A 21662-nucleotide genomic window follows, 5' to 3' on the forward strand; every position below is an offset into this window, starting at 1 on the left:
GGCTATATATATGAACATAGTAGTTATAGGTCTTGGGGTAATTGGGGGATCATTCACAATGGCTTTAAAAGAGGCTGGATTTGAAAATGTCTATGGAATAGATATTAATGAAGAATCATTAGAAAAAGCCAAAAAACTTGGTTTAATAAAAGAGGGTTTTACAAATGGAGAAGAAATTATAAAAGATGCAGATCTGATAATTATATCTCTATATCCTAGATTAGTTAAGCAATTTATTATTGATAATAAACATAATTTTAAGGATGGAGCAATTATTACAGATGCTACAGGTATTAAAAAAATGTTTATTGAAGATATAGTTAATATATTACCACAAAATATTGATTTTGTTTTTGGACATCCAATGGCAGGAAGAGAGAAAAAAGGAATAGATTTTGCGACTAGTGAAGTATTTAAGGGAGCAAACTATATTCTAACGCCAGTTGAGAGAAATAAAGAAAAAAACTTAGAATTAATAGAAGATTTAGTTTATAAATTAGGATTTAAAAGAGTAAAAAGGATAACTCCTGAATATCATGATGAAATGATAGGATATACAAGCCAACTTCCTCATACAATTGCTGTAGCTTTGGTAAACAGTGATATTGAAGGTAGAGAAACAGGTAACTTCATAGGAGATAGTTATAGGGATTTAACGAGAATAGCTAATATAAATGAAGATTTATGGAGTGAACTTTTCCTCGGAAATAAGAACAATTTATTGAAATCTATAGAGAGTTTTGAAGAAGAGTTAGACAAAATTAAGAATGCAATTCAAGAAGATGATACGGAATCTTTAAGAAAATTATTTATAAAATCTACAAAGAGACGTGAAAAATTATAATAGTACTTATGCTGTGTCTAAATTAACTAAAGCAGCAGGTTTTCAAAATTATTTTAGTTTTATAATACATTTTAGATTACAGTAATTAAAAAAATCAGGACTTGTTAAAGCAGGTCCTGATTTTTTTGCTTAAGAATGAAATATTTCTTTCTTTTTAATCCTAATTTTGTATGTTTGAAGATGAAAATGTTTACTTGAAGTAACATATATGGTAATATTTGCTTGAATATAAGTAGCTTATTGTTGCTTGTATTATTTAACAACAAAGAGTAAAAAATCATTATGCAATAAATAGAAAATTGCAGAAGATTGTAAAGTGTCTGAATTGGAGGTGCATTTATAGGTAGAACTGATATTTAATGGTGTGGTGTTACAAATGAAGGGAAATATTGTTTTATTTAAGGGGGAATTAGGAATATGATTAGAAGATCAGCAACATTTTTATTGACTTTTGCATTATTATTTGGGCCTGGGTTGAATACGTATACGGCGAGTGCAAGTACAGGTAGAGAAAACGCTACATTAGGAAGTACAAATAAGTCTACATCAGCTGCAAGTACAAGTGCACTTGCCAAAATGCCAGGGGATTCTAATCCTCTTATGACACAAAAGTTTGGAGCAGATCCATATGCGATGGTTTACAATGGAAGAGTATACATTTATATGAGTAGTGACAGTTTTGAGTATGACAGTACTGGAAATATAATTGATAATGATTATAAGAATATCAAATCAATAACTTGTATTTCATCTGATGATATGGTCAATTGGACAGATCATGGTGAAATTCCAGTTGCAGGATCAAATGGTCCAGCAAAATGGGCAAGTAATTCTTGGGCTCCAGCTGTTACACATAAAGTTATTAATGGAAAAGAGAAGTTTTTTATGTATTTTGCAAATAATGGAGGGGCGATTGGAGTTCTTACAGCAGATACACCGATTGGACCATGGAAAGATCCTCTTGGAAAACCTATGATTACTACCAATACTCCTGGAGCTAATGGTGTTGAATGGCTTTTTGATCCAGCAGTATTGATTGATGATGATGGAACAGGTTATTTGTATTTTGGTGGAGGAATACCAGGAGGAAAGAATCCTACTCAAAGTCAAATTGCAAATCCTAAAACAGGCAGAGTCATAAAATTAGATAGTGACATGATTCATACCACTGGAAGTGCATCAACAATCGATGCTCCTTTTATGTTTGAGGATTCTGGTATTCACAAATATAATGGCAAATACTATTATTCATATTGTTCTAATTTTTCTGGTACACATCCAACTGGAACTCCGCCTCAAGGGGAAATTGCATATATGGTAAGTGATAATCCTATGGGGCCATTTACGTATAAAGGGACTTTCCTTAAAAATCCCCAAACTTATTTTGGAGTAGGTGGAAATAATCATCATGCAGTTTTTCAATTTAATAATCAATGGTATGTAACATATCATGCTCAAACTCTTGGAAAAGCCATGGGAATTAAAAAAGGATATCGTTCTCCTCATATTAACAAGGTTGAATATGATGGAAGCGGACTTATTAAAAATGTACAAGAAGACATGCAAGGTGTAGGTCAAGTTGCGAATCTTAATCCATATAAAAGGACTGAAGCAGAAACTATTGGATGGAATGGAGGTATTTCAACCGAAAGATGCCAGGCACCAGGAAGTATGGTAAATAGTATTAATCTTGATGTTACGAGCATAAATAATGGAGATTGGCTTGCTGTATCAAAAGCTGATTTTGGAACTGGAGCTAAGTCATTCAAAGCAAATATTGCATCAACTGTAGGTGGAACAATAGAAATACATCTTGATAGTTTAGATGGTCAACTTATTGGTACTCTTAATGTAAATGCTACAGGTGGAGAGCAGAAATGGAAAGAAATGCAATGTAATGTAAAGAGCGTCAGTGGTGTCCATAATATTTTCTTTAAGTTTAATGGAGCTAATAATAAAAACTTATTTAATATGGATTATTGGCAATTTAACTCTTAAGTCAAAGTGTGAGAAATATTTAATAAGGCACATGAAAGAAAATAACAAGTCCAAAATGTGATGATTATTTTTCATCAGGCAAGGAAGTGGATTTGTCTCATAGTGGACTATTAGAGGAATCCACTAACATGAGCAGATAAGTGAAAGTCCAAATCTATGATTTGGTTTCTTGAACTTAGTTAACTCATTTATGAGTTAACTTCATATAAAAATGATTTGGTGTGACTCGCTTACTCAGTGAGCGTATGCGAGTCGAGCTTCCTCTAATGCAAAATAGGCTTAGCAGATGGACTTGATATTTTTTTGAATGTGCCTAAGTCTATTGAAGAAGTAGATGATTAAGTATCCAAGTGAAATAACTGAGACTTCAATCGTAATGGAGATAAAAATATATAAGTTGAGTTAAGGATTCTATATTGCATGTTCAGAACTTTGCTTTGTGGACTTAATTGTAATATAGATTCATTATCACAACTTATATAGTATAAGAAGTTGCAGTGGTTTCTAATTTATTAAAAAGAATATGAAAATGTTGAAGGGGGATAATTATGTTAAAATCAAAAATTATTAAAATGTGTGTTGGAGCAGTCGCATTAAGTTTATTTTTTTCAGTGTCTACTTCTATAAATGCAAATGCTGCAACATCGGTAAAAATTCCAGTACTAATGTATCATAGAATCGAAGCAAATCCTAATGTAAGTGATACATGGCAAATAGGCTTAAATGAATTTAAACAGGAAATGAAATATTTAAAAGATAACGGATATACTACACTTACCAATGATCAGTTTTATAACATTATTACTAAAAAAGCTTCTATGCCAGCTAAACCAATTCTTTTAACATTTGATGGTGCAACGATGGACTTTTATAACAATGCGTATCCTATACTAAAACAATATGGATTTAATGCTACAGAATATGTTGTTACAGATCAGATTGGAACATCTTGGGGAAATCCATCAGATATGATTAGAATAATGAATGAAAATCAACTCAAAACAGTTGCAAACAACAAAATAGAGTTGGAGAATCATTCTACAACACATGGACATATTGCAAATTTGGGTACTGCAGAACTAACAAAAAGAGTAAGTGGTGCAACCGCTAAACTTGGAAGTATGACAAACAAACAAGTAAAATACTTTGCATATCCATTTGGTGAATCAAGTAACAATCTTATTAATGTTTTAAAAAGCTTAAATGTAAAAATGGCATTTAAAGCAGGTGGAGGAATGGCTACAGATTCTAGTGATTTAATGAATATGCCAAGAATAGGTATTATTAATACTGATAATATTACAACATTTACAAGAAAAATAACAACTGGAAACTAGTCTGAAAATTTTAGAAGTATTCATATTATTTACATTAAATTTACTCAAGTATATTACTATTTATTCAATATTAATTAGTGAAAACTTAATTCTAAATACAAGTGGTATACAAGCTAACAATTATATATTATGGAAGTGTAATTTATGCATGTGATGTGCAAATGAATATTTACATGCAGCGCCTGTAGAAAGTGTTCAAGCTACTAGACGTATAAAATTTAAAATGTTAATTATTAATTTTATAAAGATATGTAAGAATTTATAAAGATATATAATAGCTCATATTCCGCACAATAAATTAGAAAATCTCTGAAATTATTTTGGAGGTTTTCTTTTTTACATTTTTTGCTTTACTTAAATTTTCTGATGTGAATAAGTAAAGAAGTAATAATGAAAAATTTGTATATTATTTAAAAATATTGTATTCTATAAATAGAAAAATAAGATAACCCAATAAAAAACAAGTCCCAAATACGGTTAGTCTAGGAAACTTATTTGCATTTGGGTATTATTGATATATTTTTTTGATTATGATTGAAGGCTTGTAAGTATTTTGGGAGAAATACTTACAAGCTTTTATTTTTGTATAGACCAGTTATACAAAAAAATTAAAATTCTTTGAAATTATTTTTTTAAAAAAGGTATACTCAATAAACCATTATTGCTTTACGAATAATGGACAAGATTAAGTTAAAAATTATAAACTAAATAACTATTTTAGAACTTTTTGATTTTGAAGGCTAGTTATATCAACGGATAAGTGGAAGTCGGTTTATAAAAATGTGATTAAGAGAGAGCGTATCGCAGACTCTTTTGTTCTTTATATACGTTTTATAAATAGATAGGTATTAGTAAACTTGCGAATATTATTAAACATATAGATGATACTTATATGATTATAAATAAAAACTAAAAAGAAAAATATATTATTAAATAATATAAGGATGTGATATTTTGTATTCTATTATTTTAGTAGAAGATGATTCTATGCAAAGGGAAGTTCTAAAAACAATGATTTTATCTACATACAGCTCTATAAAAATCTATGAAGCTGATAGTGAAAGTACAGCTCTAGACATAATCAAAAATAATGACATTAATATGTTTTTAATAGACATTAGTTTAAAAGATTCTTCTGGATTAGATCTTGCAATGAAGATTAGGAACATGACTAAATATGAATTTACTCAACTTGTTTTTCTAACAACTCATGTAGATTATATGTTGCAAGCATTTAAACAAACACATTGTTATGATTATATATTGAAGCCGTACGACAAACATATGGTACAAGTTATGCTGAATAAACTTATTAATAAGGATATTTATGATTTAAATAATGAAAATAATGAATTAGATAAGGTTGAGGACAAAGAACTTGTTATAAAAATAAGAAATGGTATATTTGTGAGGGCAAAGATAAAAAATATTTTATTTATAGAAGTTAATGGGAGAAACTGTGAAGTAAATACATTTGATGGAGTTTATACATATAGTAATATAAGTTTAAAAAAAATACTTCAGCTAATTAATCATGAAGATATAATTCAAAGTCACAAATCTTTTGCTGTAAATAAAAATTACATATTTAAAATAGAAAAATTGGATCTTAGATTAAGTTATATATATTTTAAGGATTATTCTAAAACTGCTTTGTTAGGATATAAATTTAAAAAAAATATTGTATTAGAGTTTAAAGAAGTAGGTAAATACTATGTTAAATGACGCTGTTATAAATAGTTTAGATACTATAAATATAATTTATTTATGGGTAATCCTAAATAAAAAAAATAATAGTTTTTATAGATTATTATTTAGTATAATTATTTGTTCAAGCTTACTTACTTTTGATGAATATTTTAAATTAAATTTTATTTTTGCATATATAATATTAATAACAGTAGTTAAAGTTATATATGAAAAAAAATTAAAAGATGTAACATTAGAGCTTTTTTTAATATTATTTATAGAGATGAGTTTTCAATTAATAATTTCTTTGATTATTAATATAGTTGTTCATGATGATTATATTAATGCTATTAGTGGAGAGTTATTAACATTAGTTACTATAGTTATTTTTTCAAAAGTAAATTGGAATAAGAAAATTAGCTTTGAAAGAATAAATAATGATGTTAGTATGTATTTTATTTCAACATTTAGTATGGATGTTATAATTTTTAAGATTATTTTAATTTATAATAATACAATGATTTCAAATAATTTATTTATTACAGCTATAATAGTTGCTATATCTGTTGTTTCTCAAATACTGATATATATATCTATTATTAGAGGGATGAAAGAAAATCAAAAATTGAAAATATCAAAGGAATATAATGAAGTAATTAATGAAATAGTTCAGGAAATAAAGCAGAGACAACATGATTTTGTTAATTATAAGAATACAATCCGCGGAATAGTAGAAGTTGTAGATGAAAATAAGATTGGCAATGCGATTAGAAATTACATTAAAGATGAAGATATATATGATAATAAAATAAATGAACTTATATATATTGATAATATAATTATGAAATCTATAATATACAGAAATATGTGCAAAGCTAAAAAGTATAACATTAATTTTCAATATAGAATTGATAATGATGTTTTAGATAGCATTTTTGGTTATAATGAAATATCAAATTTATTAAATAATTTATTAAATAATGCTTTTGAAGAAGTAATGAAGGATGACTGCATTAAAAAGAATATTGAAATTAAAATTTTAAAGAAAAACAAGATACCTCATTTAATAGTTAAAAATCAGATTGCAGAGTCTAATAATATTAACGTAAATGAGATACTTACACGAGGTTATTCTACTAAAAATATAGGCACAAGGGGGTATGGCTTATATAATGTAGAAGAAATAATTACTTCACATAAGGGGTGTCTTGAAGTTAAATTAGAATCAAAAGAAATTGTTTTTGATATATATTTTAATAATTCTTTAGCATAATCTCACTCGAATCAAAAGTATAAGAGAATGCATTAATACAGTACATATGCTAATTAGCATATGTACTGTATTAATGTTTATTTTTTTATTTGGAAGTAATTGCTTATGGTACGTTAATAACAGGTTATTTTAGTTGTTAGCTTTTTTCAAATCCACGTTTTTAATACAATAGATTTAATTATCAAAAGTCAATATTATTTTCAAATAATGTGCATTTATATGCATAAACGGTATATTTCAGAGAAAATGAATATTATAATTAAGTATTTTCTTTTTATGCATTGTTTTGTAGGTTTGTAGAAAAATGTATTTATTTAATTATAATATTGTGGGAATATATATTTGTTAAATAGCTGAATGATCGGAAAAGGTTACAAAAATTCGATTTTGAAATAAAAATACTGAAACTGAAGGGGTGGAAAAAATGGGCGCGATAAAAAGTTTAATAATGTTAATTTTTTTTATAATTGTACTAAATGTTGCCTTAAATAAAAATGGAAAGTACCTTAAAAAAGATATACGATGGCAACATTACTTATTTGGATGTTTTTTTATATTGTATCTTATGATTGCGTTAGAAGAAGTAGGATTCCCTACTTTGTTTGAATGGAGAATACTATTAAAATCAAATCAACCAATATTTAATCCTCATATAAATGTGATTCCTTTTAATAATGGACTTGAAATTACAGATGTACTTAATATATTGTTATTTATGCCTTTTGGATTTTTATTACCAACTCTATGGGAAAAATACAGAAACTTAAAGCCAACCCTGTATTATGGATTGTTTTTCTCCTTTACTATTGAAGTTAGCCAATTATTTGTAAGAAATCGCGAAACTGATATCAATGATTTAATAATGAATGTTGTAGGAACTATCTGTGGATGGATAATTTTCAACATTATGAGAAAGGTCTTCTATAAACTTGCGGATAAAACAGTAGTTCACATTGATTCTAACGATACTCTTTTTATTAAATTAGAACCTTATCTATACATCGTGATTGCAATTATATGTACTTTTTTTATTATGGTAGAGTAAAAATTTTTATCACTGTATTGAAATGATAGTTGATGAAATTTATTGGACATGAATTTAAATCATATAGAAATAGCATGCATTTGCAATTGTTTATGCTTATGATTGCATTAAGTTTTTTTAATTATAGCAGTTCTAATTTTACTAGTTATTTCTTTGAAATTTTATATTAATAGAGATTTATAAATTTTAAGTTAAGATAATATCTGTAAAAAGATATTGTATTAAAATTATACAAAATTTTAATTCAATATAGGAGGCAATAAAATGTTAAATTCAATGATGTTAGTATCAAATATTACAGAGTATATAATAGAAAAGAAAATTGAATTTTTGTGGTTAATTATTGCAATTATATGTTTGGAAACCGCATATGAAAACATAAAAAATTGGAGGAAGTAAAATGTTAAAGTTAGTTGCAACAAATATCATCATTTCTAAAGCAATTTTTGCTCCAATTTTATTTATAAAAACAATAGGTAATGAAAATACTTATAGGCTTGTTAATTACTTTAGCAAGGGATTTGAAGAAATAGTTAGTATTATAGTAATTTGTATATTGATTGCAATATTATACATATATTCAAAAATATCGGTTAAATTTTACAAAAAAAATAATTTATGATAAATTTTACATAGGTTAAATTAAAATAATTTATAATGTTAAAAGTAGAAAAGAGTGAATTTATGAGTATTTCAGTTAGCAGAAGTTTTTTGAAAAAAGATCTTTATTCAAATAAGTATAAGAGACGGGATTTAAACAAAATAAAAACATTATTTGATTTAAGTGAGAAAAATAATTTTACTATTGATGATCAAACATGGAATGATCTGATAATGGATGAGGTGTTTAATGAATTAGATAGAACTTATTCAGCTGAAGGAGAAGCAGCTTTATATAAAATGCTTAGAAATCCTATTATGGATGAAGAAGAGTTGGACAAAAGAGGAAACTTAATAGAGTTATTTAAAAAAGATATAGATTTAACAGTAAATTTAAGAAAAATATTTTTTGATATGTGCTATGACAAAAAAAATAGATTAATTGAAATGATAAATGGGTTACTTTCGGTGAGTAAGTTAAAATATTATCTATATACTATTTTGGGATTGACGCCTATAGTATGGATTTTGGCAGCTATTATATTAAGAGAACCTAAAGTAATGATAATATTAATGCTAGATATATATACAAAAATATATGTACATAATAAGGAACGAGATACTATAAATACTGTAGGCCTTGTTTATTTAAGGGAGTTAATAGATGCGGCTAAAATATTATCTAGTATTAAAAATAATGAAATTAAGTCATACACTGCTAAAATGAAGGATTTATTAAATGAATTAAGTGCTATAGATAAATCAACCTATTTGCTTACATTGACTAATTCTTTTTTTGGAATTATAGACATGCTTTCTGTTCCTTTTTTTCTGCAAGAGAGTATATATTATAAAATAAGTGGAAAATTAATAGAAAAGAAAGATACAATATTAGAATTATATTATTTAGTAGGAGAGATTGATGCCTTAATTTCAGTTGCAATTTATCAAAATAATAATGATGGAAAATACAGTAAGCCTAAATTTATTAAGGCAACGTCATTAAAAATAAAAGATGGTATACATCCTTTACTTAAAAAGCCAGTTGCAAATTCAATTGAAATTTCTAAAAAAGGAATTATGTTAACTGGAACTAATATGTCTGGTAAGTCAACATTTTTAAGAATGGTAAGCACAAATATACTCTTAGCCCAGACTTTTAATTTTGTTTTAGGAAAAGAATATGAAGGCTGTTTCTTAAATATTGTATCATCACTAAGTCCAAAAGATGACATTATAAACGGAAAGAGCTACTACTTAGCAGAAGCAGAATCTATTTTAAGAATAATAAAAGCGTCACAAAAAGAAATCCCAGTTTTTTGTCCAATAGATGAGATATTTAGAGGGACAAACCCTCTTGAAAGAATATCGTCTTCAGCAGAAATTCTTAATTATATTAATAAGGGAAAAGCTATTTGTATTGTTGCTACTCATGATAGAGAACTTTCAGATATGCTTAAAGAAAATTATGATTTCTATCATTTTAGTGAAGAAGTAGATAATGAAAGTGGATTAAAGTTTGATTATAAGCTAAAAAAGGGCATATCGAAAACACGAAATGCAATTAAACTTTTAGAATATGTAGGTTATCCAAAAGAAATAATACAAAATTCTTATAAGAGAATGGAAAAAATCGAAGGATTTATTTAAAAAATTTGATATATATAAGTTACGTTAAGGATTTTAGAATATTTACTTGGTACTTTAGTTAATTTAAATTACTGAAATGTAAATTCATTATCACAACTTATATAAACTCAAAATAAGAATAAACAGTGCATGAAATTATTATTTAATGCACTATTTAATTTTTTGGTAATAGTTGTTGTGAAGTAAGTAAATTATCATTTTTATTTATAATTATAAGGGTTCTAATTGAGAATTTAATATATAACAAACAGAGAAATTGGATACATATTTGTGTAATAGGTCTTTCAGCGAAATTTTCATAGTCATATGGAACAAATATGTATCTAATTTCGGTTAGCCACCACATAAGTTTAAGTTACATCATAAATCTAAATTCAGTGAAGAGTTATCAATAACAAATTTTTTAAATTTGTTTACTGATGGAGGTAAATACGCATTTTTTACAGAAGCAAGATAAATAAAGCGCTCATATAATGGATTGGTTATAGGCAAAATTTTAACGTTGAATGAATCTAATGCCGGAATATTTGGAACAATAGCAATACCAAAGTTTATAGCAACTAATCCAGCTACAGATGTATCTTCTTCTACTTCACATGCAATTTTAGGTGTTATATTAATTTGAGAAAATAAATTATCAATTACAGGACGAATACCACTTTCATTGTTGAAATATACAAAAGGATATTCTGCTGTATCTTTTAAATCTATTGAATTTTTTGAAGCAAGGGGATGTTCAGGTGAAACAATTAAAACTAATTCTTGCTTCATTATAGGAATAAAATCAATTGTAGGTTCGTTTTCTAAAAATGAACAGAAAGCCAAGTCAAACTTTTCATTCTTCAATCCATCTATTATATTTTTTGTATTTCCCTGACCAAATGAAAAAGAAATATTTTTATATTTATCATTGCTTAGAAAATTATTTATGAGAGAAGGGATAAAATGAGATCCTAGTGTATAAATAAATGCTAAATCAATTGTACCAGCAGAATCACTAGTTAAAGATCTTAATTTTTTCTCACCTAATTCTAATTCGCTTAGTGCAGAATCTACATATTTATAGAAAAATTTTCCGTATTTAGTTAAGCGTACATTTCTTCCGTGTTTTTCAAACAAATAAGTCCCTAGTTCTTTTTCTAAACTTGAAATTGCATGACTTAAACTTGGTTGAGTTATAGAAAGTTCAGCTGAAGCTTGAGTATAATGTTCGACTTTTGCTAAAACTCTGAAATAATGAAGATGATTTAAATTCATTAATTATCTGTCCTTTCGTATATAGCATTAATAATATATTAACAATTACTTCGATTATTATTGTATTAGTATATCAAAACTTATAGATTTAATCTATAAATAAAGTGCTAAATATGCATTAGATTTATTGAAAGTATCGTATTACAATAAAAATAGTTAGAAAGTGCTTTTTTATTTATCAAATAAAGTTAAAAATTTATCAATAAATATAAGAAAAAGTTTTGCGGGGGAAGAAGAATGAAGAAATATAATAATATTTTTAAACCATTAACAGTAAAGACTATGACTATAAAAAATAGAATAGTAATGCCACCAATGGGAAGTAATTTCGGTGGAGCTAATGGAGAGTTAACAGAAGAACATATTAAATACTATGAACAAAGAGCAAAGGGCGGAACAGGATTAATTATTTTAGAAAATGTTTGTGTTGATTTTCCATTGGGATCTAACGGAACAACACAACTTAGAATGAACCATGATTGCTTTATTCCAGGATTTTATAAGTTAACGGATAGATTACATAAGTACGGAACGTGCGTAGCAGTACAAATTAATCATTCAGGAGCATCAGCAGTTCCATCTAGAATAGGAATGCAACCAGTATCTTCATCAAATGTACCATCCAAAACAGGTGGAGCAATTCCAAGAGAATTGACTAAAGAAGAAATACTTGAAATAGTTGAAAAGTATGCTCAAGCTGCTAAGAGAGTACAAATGGCAGGATTTGATGCAGTTGAAATACACGCAGGTCACTCATATTTAATAAGTCAATTCTTATCACCACTATACAATAAGAGAACTGACGAATTTGGTGGCAGCGCTGAAAATAGAGCTAGATTTGGAAGAATGGTAATTGATAAAGTAAGAGAAGTAGTAGGACCAATGTTCCCAATTATAGTAAGAATAAGTGCGGATGAATTCTTAGAAGGTGGAAATACTTTAGAAGACACATTAGAATATTTAAAATACTTAAATGCAGAAGTTGATGTATTTAACGTATCATCAGCATTAAATGACACAATTCAATTCCAAATAGACGCAAACTATTTAGAAGATGGATGGCGTGCATATATGTCTAAGGCTGTTAGAGAAAAATTCGATAAGCCAACAATAACAACAGGAAATATAAGAAATCCACAAGTAGCAGAAGATATCCTTGCAGAAGGAAAAGCTGACTTAATCGGAATGGGTAGAGGACTTATAGCTGAACCAAATTGGGCAAATAAAGTTAAGTGTGGAAAAGAAGATACTTTAAGAAAATGTATCTCATGTAATATTGGATGTGCAGGACACAGAATAGGATTAAATAGACCATTAAGATGTACAATAAATCCAGATGTAATAAATGAAGATACACTTGCAGGAAGAAAAGTTAACAAGACAACTAACGTAGTAGTTATCGGTGGAGGTACTGCAGGACTTGAAGCAGCATGTACAGCAGCAGAAGCGGGATGTACAACATTCTTATTTGAAAAGAGAGCATACTTAGGTGGATTAGCAAGAGAAATCGCTAAGTTACCAGCTAAAGATAGAATAAATGATTTCCCAGATTATTTAATTAATAGAGCTAATAAATTAAAGAACTTAATCACTTTTACAGGAACAGAAGCTACAGTTGAATCAGTGGAAAACTTAAAGCCAGATGTAATAATAAATGCAACAGGATCAGTACCATTACTTCCACCAATTACAGGTCTTTTAGACAGAATTGATAAAGAAGGATCAAAGGTACGTTCAATATTTGGATTAATAAAAGATATTGAAATGTTTAAAGAATTAGACGTAAAAGGTAAGAAGGTTGCAGTAGTAGGTGGAGGAGCAGTAGGATTAGACGTTGTTGAATTCTTCACTGAAAAGGGAGCAGACGTTACAATCATAGAAAGATTACCAATGATAGGCCGTGACCTAGATGTAGTTACTAAAGTTCAAAGTATGACTATGTTAAAAGAAAAAGAAGTTAGAGCTATGACAAGCACATCTCTTCTTGAAGTAAGAGATGATAACTTCAAAGTAAATGTAGATAATGAAGATCAAGAAATAGAATTTGATTTTGGATTTGTATGTCTTGGTATGAGAGGCGTAGCAACTCTATTACCAGAATTAGAAGAACATTTTGAAGATAAAGATGTTGAAATAATGAATATTGGAGATAGTGTTAGAGCTAGAAGAATAATCGAAGGAACAAATGAAGGAAGATACTTTACTATTGAAACATTAGAAAGATTAAACTTAATTTAATTTCAATATATATAATAGAAAATTTTAATCTCAGATAGAAATTATTTTAAAAGAATAAATTCTATCTGAGAATTAAAAAACATGTAATTCTTAAGTTTAAGGCACATTTTACAAAACAGCAAATCTATATGTCAAGATTATTTTTTATAATGATATTTTGGAGTCGCTAGTTTCTTTCATGTGCATAGAACTAAAAATAATTTAATTGTTTACTTTTTATTTTTCAAAAAGTAAGCACCATAAACTATATCAAGATTAGTTATATATTTAACAATAATTATTAGAGGAGATATTTAAAATGGGAGAACGTATCACAGGAAAAACTCAATTAACAGGATTATTAGGAACACCAGTATCACATAGCATTTCACCAATAATGCATAATGAATCTTTTGCTAAATTAGGTTTAGATTTTGCATATTTAGCATTTAATGTTGGAAATGAAGGTGTAAAAAGTGCAGTAGAAGGATTAAGAACATTAAACGCTCGTGGTTTTAATGTAACTATGCCAAATAAGACAGTTATATGTCAGTATTTAGATAAGCTTTCACCAGCAGCTGAATTAGCAGGTGCAGTTAATACAGTTGTTAATGATAATGGAGTATTAACTGGTCATATTACAGATGGAACTGGATATATGAGATCTTTAAAAGAAGCTGGTATAGATATAATTGGCAAAAAGATGACAATTGTAGGTGCTGGTGGAGCAGCAACAGCAATAGAAATACAAGCAGCACTAGATGGTGTTAAAGAAATATCTATATTTAACATAAAAGATGAGTTTTTTGAAAGAGCTAAGAAAACAGTTCAAGATATAAATGAAAAAACAAATTGTAAGGCTACATTATTTGATTTAGAAGATAAGGAAACTTTAAGAAGAGAAATAGCAAATAGTGCTATTTTAACAAATGCAACTGGTATAGGAATGAAGCCTTATGAAGGACAAACTTATGTGGAAAAAAGTATGTTACGCTCTGATTTAATAGTTTCAGATGTAATATACAATCCAGAAAAAACTACATTATTAGAGATGGCATAAGAAATAGGTTGTACTACTATCAACGGTTTAGGAATGTTACTATGGCAAGGTGCTAGAGCATTTGAAATTTGGACAGGAAAAGAAATGCCAGTTGATTATATTAAGAAAATATTATTTTAATAAATTCAGGCAGTTAAATAATTAGTCTGTAATTATAAAAAACAAAAGGAAAAGGGGTTTTTTACAAAATGAAAAACAAATATATGCCTACGGCCATATCTATGTATATTAACTACTTTGTACATGGTATGGGGGCTATAATCTTAGCACAAAACATAACATTTTTGATGCAACAATTAAATACTGATAAAGCTGGAGTATCATATGTTATATCAGCACTTGGATTAGGTAGATTAATTGTATTATTTGCTTCAGGAGCATTATCAGATAAGTTAGGAAGAAAGCCATTTGTATTGTTAGGAATGGGAACTTATATATTATTCTTTGGTGGAATTCTAATGAGTCCAAATGTTACAGTAGCATTTATCTTCGCTTTAATAGCTGGTATGGCAAATTCATTCTTAGATTCAGGAACATATCCAGCTCTTATGGAATGTTTTCCAGAAGCAACAGGTTCAGCTAATATAATGATTAAGGCATTTATGTCAGCAGGTCAATTTGCATTACCAATGATAATAAGTATATTAGTTAATAATAATTTATATTTTGGGTATTCATTTATTTTATGTTTAGCAATACTTTTAATTAATGGTTTAGTATTATTTAAATTACAATTCCCAGCATTTAAAGCTGTTGAAAAAGAAGAAGCAGCTGTTGAAATTGAAGTTAATCATAAGGCTAATTTATTGATAGAAGGAATATGTCTTATATTAATAGGATTCACTGCCACAGCTACATTCTATATTATTTCAGTATGGTTACCAACTTATGGACAAGAAGTAGCTAATATGCCTAAAACATCATCACTTCAATTAATAAGTTACTATAGCGCAGGTTCTATTGCATCTGTATTTATTACTTCAATATTGGTTAAAAAGTGGATTAAGCAAGTAAGATTCGTTATAATTTATCCATTATTTTCACTTGTTACATTAACAGTATTATATTTTAATCCAACACCAATGATTTGTATATTAAGTGCGTTTTTAATAGGATTTACAGCAGCAGGTGGAGTTCTTCAATTAGCATTAACTACAATGTCAGAATTATTTCCAACAAGTAAAGGTAAGATTACAGGAATTGTTTATACTTCATCAAGTATAGCATCATTTGTAATGCCAGCTATTACTGGAGTTATTTCAAAGACTAGTGTTAGTGGAATAATTTTATTAGATATGGGTATAGCAGCAGTAGGAGTTGTATTAGCTCTTGTTGTAAATATTCGTTACAATGTTGTAATGAAAAAAGCTGCATAATATAAACATATAGTTTTTAAAATATTATAGATAAATAATTTATTACTTAGACCCATGTGGTGATCAACCGAAAGAAATGGTACTCTTTTGTTCCGGTTACTAGAGAAAAGGATTGTGGAGTTTTAACAGCAGAAGTTGTATTCATTCCTGCATGTTCCTTAAGCAAGTTAATGACAAGCAAGAATGAAACAACTTTTACTGAAGAAATAATACAGTCCTTTTCTTAATGTAACACTTAACAAAGAGCACCATTTCTTTCTAGTATCCAATATATTTTAAAGCTTAAATCTAGTTAATAGTTTTTTACATATAGGTGGATATGATAAAGCCTATTTTATAGAATAAATTATGAAAAAACTGGTCGTTTAATATACTGTTCTATATTAGCCATTAATTAAAAGTAACGCCGTCACTTTTGTTCTTGCATTCAACTAACATCATATTAATAGAGGATTTGTTGCATTAAAAAAAATGTAATGAAATCTATAGAACTTTTCTATATATAAAGTAGTAAATATGTATTGGATTTATGGAATGACACATATTACACTAAATATAGTTGAAAGAACACTTTTTTATTTATAAAACAAAGTTAAAAATTTATCAATAAATATAAAAAAAGAAGTTTTGCGGAGGAAGAACAATGAAGAAATATAATAATATTTTTAAACCATTAACAGTAAAGACTATGACTATAAAAAATAGAATAGTAATGCCACCAATGGGAAGTAATTTCGGTGGAGCTAATGGAGAGTTAACAGAAGAACACATTAAATACTATGAACAAAGAGCAAAGGGCGGAACAGGATTAATTATTTTAGAAAATGTTTGTGTTGATTTTCCATTGGGATCTAACGGAACAACGCAGCTTAGAATGAACCATGATTGTTTTATTCCAGGATTTTATAAGTTAACTGATAGATTACATAAGTACGGAACGTGCGTAGCAGTACAAATTAATCATTCAGGAGCATCAGCAGTTCCATCTAGAATAGGAATACAACCAGTATCTTCATCAAATGTACCATCTAAAACAGGTGGAGCAATTCCAAGAGAATTGACTAAAGAAGAAATAATTGAAATAGTTGAAAAGTATGCTCAAGCTGCTAAGAGAGTACAAATGGCAGGATTTGATGCAGTTGAAATACATGCAGGTCACTCATATTTAATAAGTCAATTCTTATCACCACTATACAATAAGAGAACTGACGAGTTTGGTGGCAGCGCTGAAAATAGAGCTAGATTTGGAAGAATGGTAATTGATAAAGTAAGAGAAGCAGTAGGACCAATGTTCCCAATTATAGTAAGAATAAGTGCAGATGAATTCTTAGAAGGTGGAAATACTTTAGAAGATACATTAGAATATTTAGAATACTTAAATGCAGAAGTTGATATATTTAACGTATCATCAGCATTAAATGACACAATTCAATTCCAAATAGATGCAAACTATTTAGAAGATGGATGGCGTGCATATATGTCTAAGGCTGTTAGAGAAAAATTTGATAAGCCAACAATAACAACAGGAAATATAAGAAACCCACAAGTAGCAGAAGATATCCTTGCAGAAGGAAAAGCTGACTTAATCGGAATGGGTAGAGGACTTATAGCTGAACCAAATTGGGCAAATAAAGTTAAGTGTGGAAAAGAAGATACTTTAAGAAAATGTATCTCATGTAATATTGGATGTGCAGGACACAGAATAGGATTAAATAGACCATTAAGATGTACAATAAATCCAGATGTAATAAATGAAGATACACTTGAAGGAAGAAAAGTTAATAAGACAACTAACGTAGTAGTTATCGGTGGAGGTACTGCAGGACTTGAAGCAGCATGTACAGCAGCGGAAGCAGGATGTACAACATTCTTATTTGAAAAGAGATCATACTTAGGTGGATTAGCAAGAGAAATCGCTAAGTTACCAGCTAAAGATAGAATAAATGATTTCCCAGATTACTTAATTAATAGAGCTAATAAATTAAAGAACTTAATTACTTTTACAGGAACAGAAGCTACAGTTGAATCAGTGGAAAACTTAAAGCCAGATGTAATAATAAATGCAACAGGATCAGTACCATTACTTCCACCAATTACAGGTCTTTTAGACAGAATTGATAAAGAAGGATCAAAAGTACGTTCAATATTTGGATTAATAAAAGATATTGAAATGTTTAAAGAATTAGATGTAAAAGGTAAGAAAGTTGCAGTAGTTGGCGGAGGAGCAGTAGGATTAGACGTTGTTGAATTCTTCACTGAAAAGGGAGCAGACGTTACAATCATAGAAAGATTACCAATGATAGGCCGTGACCTAGATGTAGTTACTAAAGTTCAAAGTATGACTATGCTAAAAGAAAAAGAAGTTAGAGCTATGACAAGCACATCTCTTCTTGAAGTAAGAGACGATAACTTTAAAGTAAATGTAGATAATGAAGATCAAGAAATAGAATTCGATTTTGGATTTGTATGTCTTGGTATGAGAGGCGTAGCAACATTATTACCAGAATTAGAAGAACATTTTGAAGATAAAGATGTTGAAATAATGAATATCGGAGATAGTGTTAGAGCTAGAAGAATAATCGAAGGAACAAATGAAGGAAGATATCTTACTATTGAAACACTAGAAAGATTAAACTTAATTTAGATACATTCAAATAAATAACAAGTCCATTTACCAATCTATTTTCAATGGTAAATTGGACTTGTTATTTTTTGCGTAGCATTGCATTTAGAATATGGCTATAGGTGTTTCTTAAGTAAAAGCTGTTTCATTCTTGCTTGTTCCTAGTTTGTTTAGGGAGCATGCAGGAATGAAACAGCTTTTATTGTTAGAAATTCATAGCCATATTCTATACCAATAGAGCAAAAGGGAATCATTACTTTCGGTAACTTACCACATAATTTTAAGTCCAATTTGCTTATATATATTGATAGAAAAAAACTATTAATAAACAGGGTAAAAACGATTAGATTAATGTCATAAAGTATCTTATAATTAACTTAAAGTTAAGTGTTAAATATTTAACGTGATAAACAATTATTTAACGTAGCAAATACTAAGTTAATAAATATAATTAAATTTAGCAATAGATTAAAACTATAGTTTAATTATTATATGTTATATAGAGGAGAGATTAACATGGAAAAACGTATTACAGGTTATACAACATTAATAGGATTATTAGCAACACCAATTAAGCACACAAGTTCACCAAAAATGCATAATGAAGCATTTCAATATTTAGGACTAGATTATGCATATCTTGCTTTTGAAGTGGGAAATGATGGATTAGAAGCTGCAGTTAATGGATTAAAATCAATGCAAGCTAGAGGCTGTAATGTATCAATGCCTAATAAAACAGTTATCCATAAATATTTAGATAAACTTAGTCCAGCAGCAGAATTAACAGGAGCAGTTAATACTGTTATAAATGATAATGGAGTATTAACTGGAACTATAACTGATGGAGTAGGATACATGAGATCTCTTAAAGAAAGAGGATTTGATGTAATCGGTAAGAAGATGACTATAGTAGGTGCAGGCGGAGCTGCTACTGCAATAGAAGTTCAAGCTGCATTAGATGGAGTTAAAGAATTATCAATATTCAATAGAAAAGATGAATTCTATGAAAGAGCTGTAGAAACAGTTAAGAAGATTAATGAAAAAACAAATTGTAAAGCTACACTATATGATTTAGATGATAAAGAAACTTTAAGAAGAGAGATAGCTGATAGCTTTATATTCACAAATGCAACAGGAGTTGGAATGAAACCATTATTAGGCCAAACTTACATAGAAAAAGATATGTTAAGACCTGATCTTATTGTAAGTGATGTTGTATATGCACCAACAAAAACTAGATTATTAGAAATTGCTGAAGAAGTTGGTTGTCCTACAATAAATGGTTTAGGAATGATGTTATTCCAAGGTGCAGAAGCATTTAAACTTTGGACTGGACAAGAAATGCCAATAGAGCATATGAAGGAATTCTTAGGAATTGAATAATATAATTTAAAATAATTTTTAATCATTATCTCTGCCATAAATATGTTAATGGCAGAGAACTAAAATTACAAAAAAGAGGAGTAAATTATGAGAAATAATAAATACTTCCCGACAGCATTGGGATTATACATCAACTACTTTATACACGGAATGGGAGTTATAATACTTTCACAAAATATGAATTATTTAATTGAGCAATTACATACGAATAAAGCTGGAGTAGCTTATGTAATATCAGCATTAGGAATTGGTAGATTTATTGTTTTATATATATCTGGTGCATTATCAGATAAATTTGGTAGAAAACCATTTGTTATTTTAGGTATAATAACATACATATTATTCTTTGCAGGAATATTAGTAAGTCCTAACGTTACAGTAGCATTCATATTCGGAATACTTGCTGGTATGGCAAACTCATTCTTAGATTCAGGAACTATTCCTGCATTAATGGAATGTTTCCCGGAAGCAGGAAGCTCAGCAAATGTATTTAATAAAGCATTTATTTCAGCTGGACAATTTTTATTACCAATGGGTGTAAGTATCATAGTTTCTAAGAACCTTTGGTATGGATATTCATTTGTATTTTGTATCATAGTACTTGTTATAAATGCAATTTATTTGTTCACAAGACCTTTCCCAGCTATTAATGCTGATAAGAAAGAAGAAGTTGCAGCTACAGAAGAAGTTAGCGATAAGAAATCTAAGTTCTGGATAGAAGGAATTGCACTGATTGTAATCGGATTTACTTCAACAGCTACATTCATGGTTATAAACACATGGATTCCAAGCTATGGAAGAGAAGTTGCTGGCATGGTACAAGCGGAATCATTAAAATTAGTAAGTTACTATAGCATAGGTAGTATATTAGCAGTTATTGTAACATCAATTTTAGTTAAGAGTTTAATAAAACCAGTAAGAGTAGTATTTATATATCCACTTATTTCTCTTATTATGCTTATTATATTATATGTTTCACCAACTCCAACAATATGTTTGATTAGTGCTTTTGTAATAGGATTTGCAGCAGCGGGTGGAGTACTTCAATTAGCATTAACAGCTATGGCAGATATATTCCCATCAAGTAAAGGTAAAATTACTGGAATGGTATATTCAGCATCAAGTATAGCAAGCTTTACAGTTCCAGCTGTAACTGGAGCAATATCAAGTAATGTATCAAACGTTATATTATTTAATATTATAGTTACAGGACTTGGAGTAGTATTAGCCATCGTTGTAAACTTTAGATATAATGTTCTTACAAAGGCTAACTAATAAAAATTAAATTAAAAGTTATTTTTAGGTCACAT

General features: G+C 28.4%; 16 protein-coding genes and 1 pseudogene. 16 read left to right on the forward strand and 1 reads right to left on the reverse strand.

Annotated features, from left to right (window positions below):
• The first annotated feature begins 10 nt into the window (after window positions 1-10).
• The 9 genes from CLSA_RS03370 to CLSA_RS03405 all read left to right on the forward strand — a co-directional run bounded on the left by CLSA_RS03370 (window position 11) and on the right by CLSA_RS03405 (window position 10436).
• Window positions 11-844 carry a prephenate dehydrogenase gene (locus tag CLSA_RS03370; protein ID WP_022743989.1) on the forward strand — a complete coding sequence of 278 codons (834 nt, stop codon included), beginning with the start codon at window positions 11-13 and terminating at the stop codon, window positions 842-844.
• 417 nt (window positions 845-1261) lie between these two features.
• Window positions 1262-2842: a glycoside hydrolase family 43 protein gene (locus CLSA_RS03375; RefSeq protein ID WP_022743990.1), complete on the forward strand. Its 1581-nt coding sequence runs from the start codon at window positions 1262-1264 to the stop codon at window positions 2840-2842.
• Window positions 2843-3390: 548 nt separating this feature from the next.
• Complete coding sequence (locus tag CLSA_RS03380; protein ID WP_022743991.1) at window positions 3391-4179, forward strand: polysaccharide deacetylase family protein; 789 nt, start codon at window positions 3391-3393, stop codon at window positions 4177-4179.
• 954 nt (window positions 4180-5133) lie between these two features.
• Window positions 5134-5904, forward strand: coding sequence for a LytR/AlgR family response regulator transcription factor (locus CLSA_RS03385; RefSeq protein WP_022743992.1), 771 nt, complete (start codon window positions 5134-5136; stop codon window positions 5902-5904).
• Window positions 5894-7141 carry a GHKL domain-containing protein gene (locus CLSA_RS03390; protein WP_022743993.1) on the forward strand — a complete coding sequence of 416 codons (1248 nt, stop codon included), beginning with the start codon at window positions 5894-5896 and terminating at the stop codon, window positions 7139-7141. The genes CLSA_RS03385 and CLSA_RS03390 overlap by 11 nt, the downstream gene beginning before the upstream one ends.
• Window positions 7142-7565: 424 nt before the next feature.
• Window positions 7566-8186, forward strand: coding sequence for a VanZ family protein (locus CLSA_RS03395; protein WP_022743994.1), 621 nt, complete (start codon window positions 7566-7568; stop codon window positions 8184-8186).
• A gap of 264 nt (window positions 8187-8450) precedes the next feature.
• Window positions 8451-8585, forward strand: a complete 135-nt coding sequence (locus CLSA_RS24180) for a hypothetical protein (RefSeq protein ID WP_022743995.1) — start codon at window positions 8451-8453, stop codon at window positions 8583-8585.
• A 1-nt stretch (window position 8586) separates the two neighbouring features.
• The gene (locus CLSA_RS03400; RefSeq protein ID WP_022743996.1) at window positions 8587-8808 is read left to right on the forward strand and encodes a hypothetical protein; all 222 of its coding nucleotides are present in this window, start codon (window positions 8587-8589) and stop codon (window positions 8806-8808) included.
• Between the two features lie 62 nt (window positions 8809-8870).
• Window positions 8871-10436, forward strand: coding sequence for a MutS-related protein (locus tag CLSA_RS03405; protein WP_041716047.1), 1566 nt, complete (start codon window positions 8871-8873; stop codon window positions 10434-10436).
• A gap of 360 nt (window positions 10437-10796) precedes the next feature.
• Here the strand turns inward: CLSA_RS03405 and CLSA_RS03410 are convergent, their stop codons facing one another.
• Window positions 10797-11693 carry a LysR family transcriptional regulator gene (locus CLSA_RS03410; protein WP_022743998.1) on the reverse strand — a complete coding sequence of 299 codons (897 nt, stop codon included), beginning with the start codon at window positions 11691-11693 and terminating at the stop codon, window positions 10797-10799.
• Window positions 11694-11930: 237 nt separating this feature from the next.
• Here CLSA_RS03410 and CLSA_RS03415 point away from each other — a divergent pair, with 237 nt between their 5' ends.
• The 7 genes and pseudogenes from CLSA_RS03415 to CLSA_RS03440 all read left to right on the forward strand — a co-directional run bounded on the left by CLSA_RS03415 (window position 11931) and on the right by CLSA_RS03440 (window position 21627).
• Complete coding sequence (locus tag CLSA_RS03415) at window positions 11931-13931, forward strand: oxidoreductase (protein ID WP_022743999.1); 2001 nt, start codon at window positions 11931-11933, stop codon at window positions 13929-13931.
• A 298-nt stretch (window positions 13932-14229) separates the two neighbouring features.
• A pseudogene (locus CLSA_RS03420) lies at window positions 14230-15090 on the forward strand (shikimate dehydrogenase).
• A gap of 68 nt (window positions 15091-15158) precedes the next feature.
• Complete coding sequence (locus CLSA_RS03425) at window positions 15159-16346, forward strand: MFS transporter (RefSeq protein ID WP_022744002.1); 1188 nt, start codon at window positions 15159-15161, stop codon at window positions 16344-16346.
• Between the two features lie 56 nt (window positions 16347-16402).
• A complete protein-coding gene (locus CLSA_RS23035) occupies window positions 16403-16573 on the forward strand; it encodes a hypothetical protein (protein WP_155762479.1) in 171 nt (56 codons plus the stop codon).
• 416 nt (window positions 16574-16989) lie between these two features.
• Window positions 16990-18990 (forward strand): oxidoreductase, encoded by a 2001-nt coding sequence (locus CLSA_RS03430; protein ID WP_022744003.1) that lies wholly within the window; start codon window positions 16990-16992, stop codon window positions 18988-18990.
• 495 nt (window positions 18991-19485) lie between these two features.
• Window positions 19486-20352: a shikimate dehydrogenase gene (locus CLSA_RS03435; RefSeq protein ID WP_022744004.1), complete on the forward strand. Its 867-nt coding sequence runs from the start codon at window positions 19486-19488 to the stop codon at window positions 20350-20352.
• An 87-nt stretch (window positions 20353-20439) separates the two neighbouring features.
• Window positions 20440-21627, forward strand: coding sequence for an MFS transporter (locus tag CLSA_RS03440; protein ID WP_022744005.1), 1188 nt, complete (start codon window positions 20440-20442; stop codon window positions 21625-21627).
• The last annotated feature ends 35 nt before the right edge of the window (window positions 21628-21662 follow it).

This window comes from Clostridium saccharobutylicum DSM 13864, from assembly GCF_000473995.1.
GTDB lineage: Bacteria > Bacillota > Clostridia > Clostridiales > Clostridiaceae > Clostridium > Clostridium saccharobutylicum.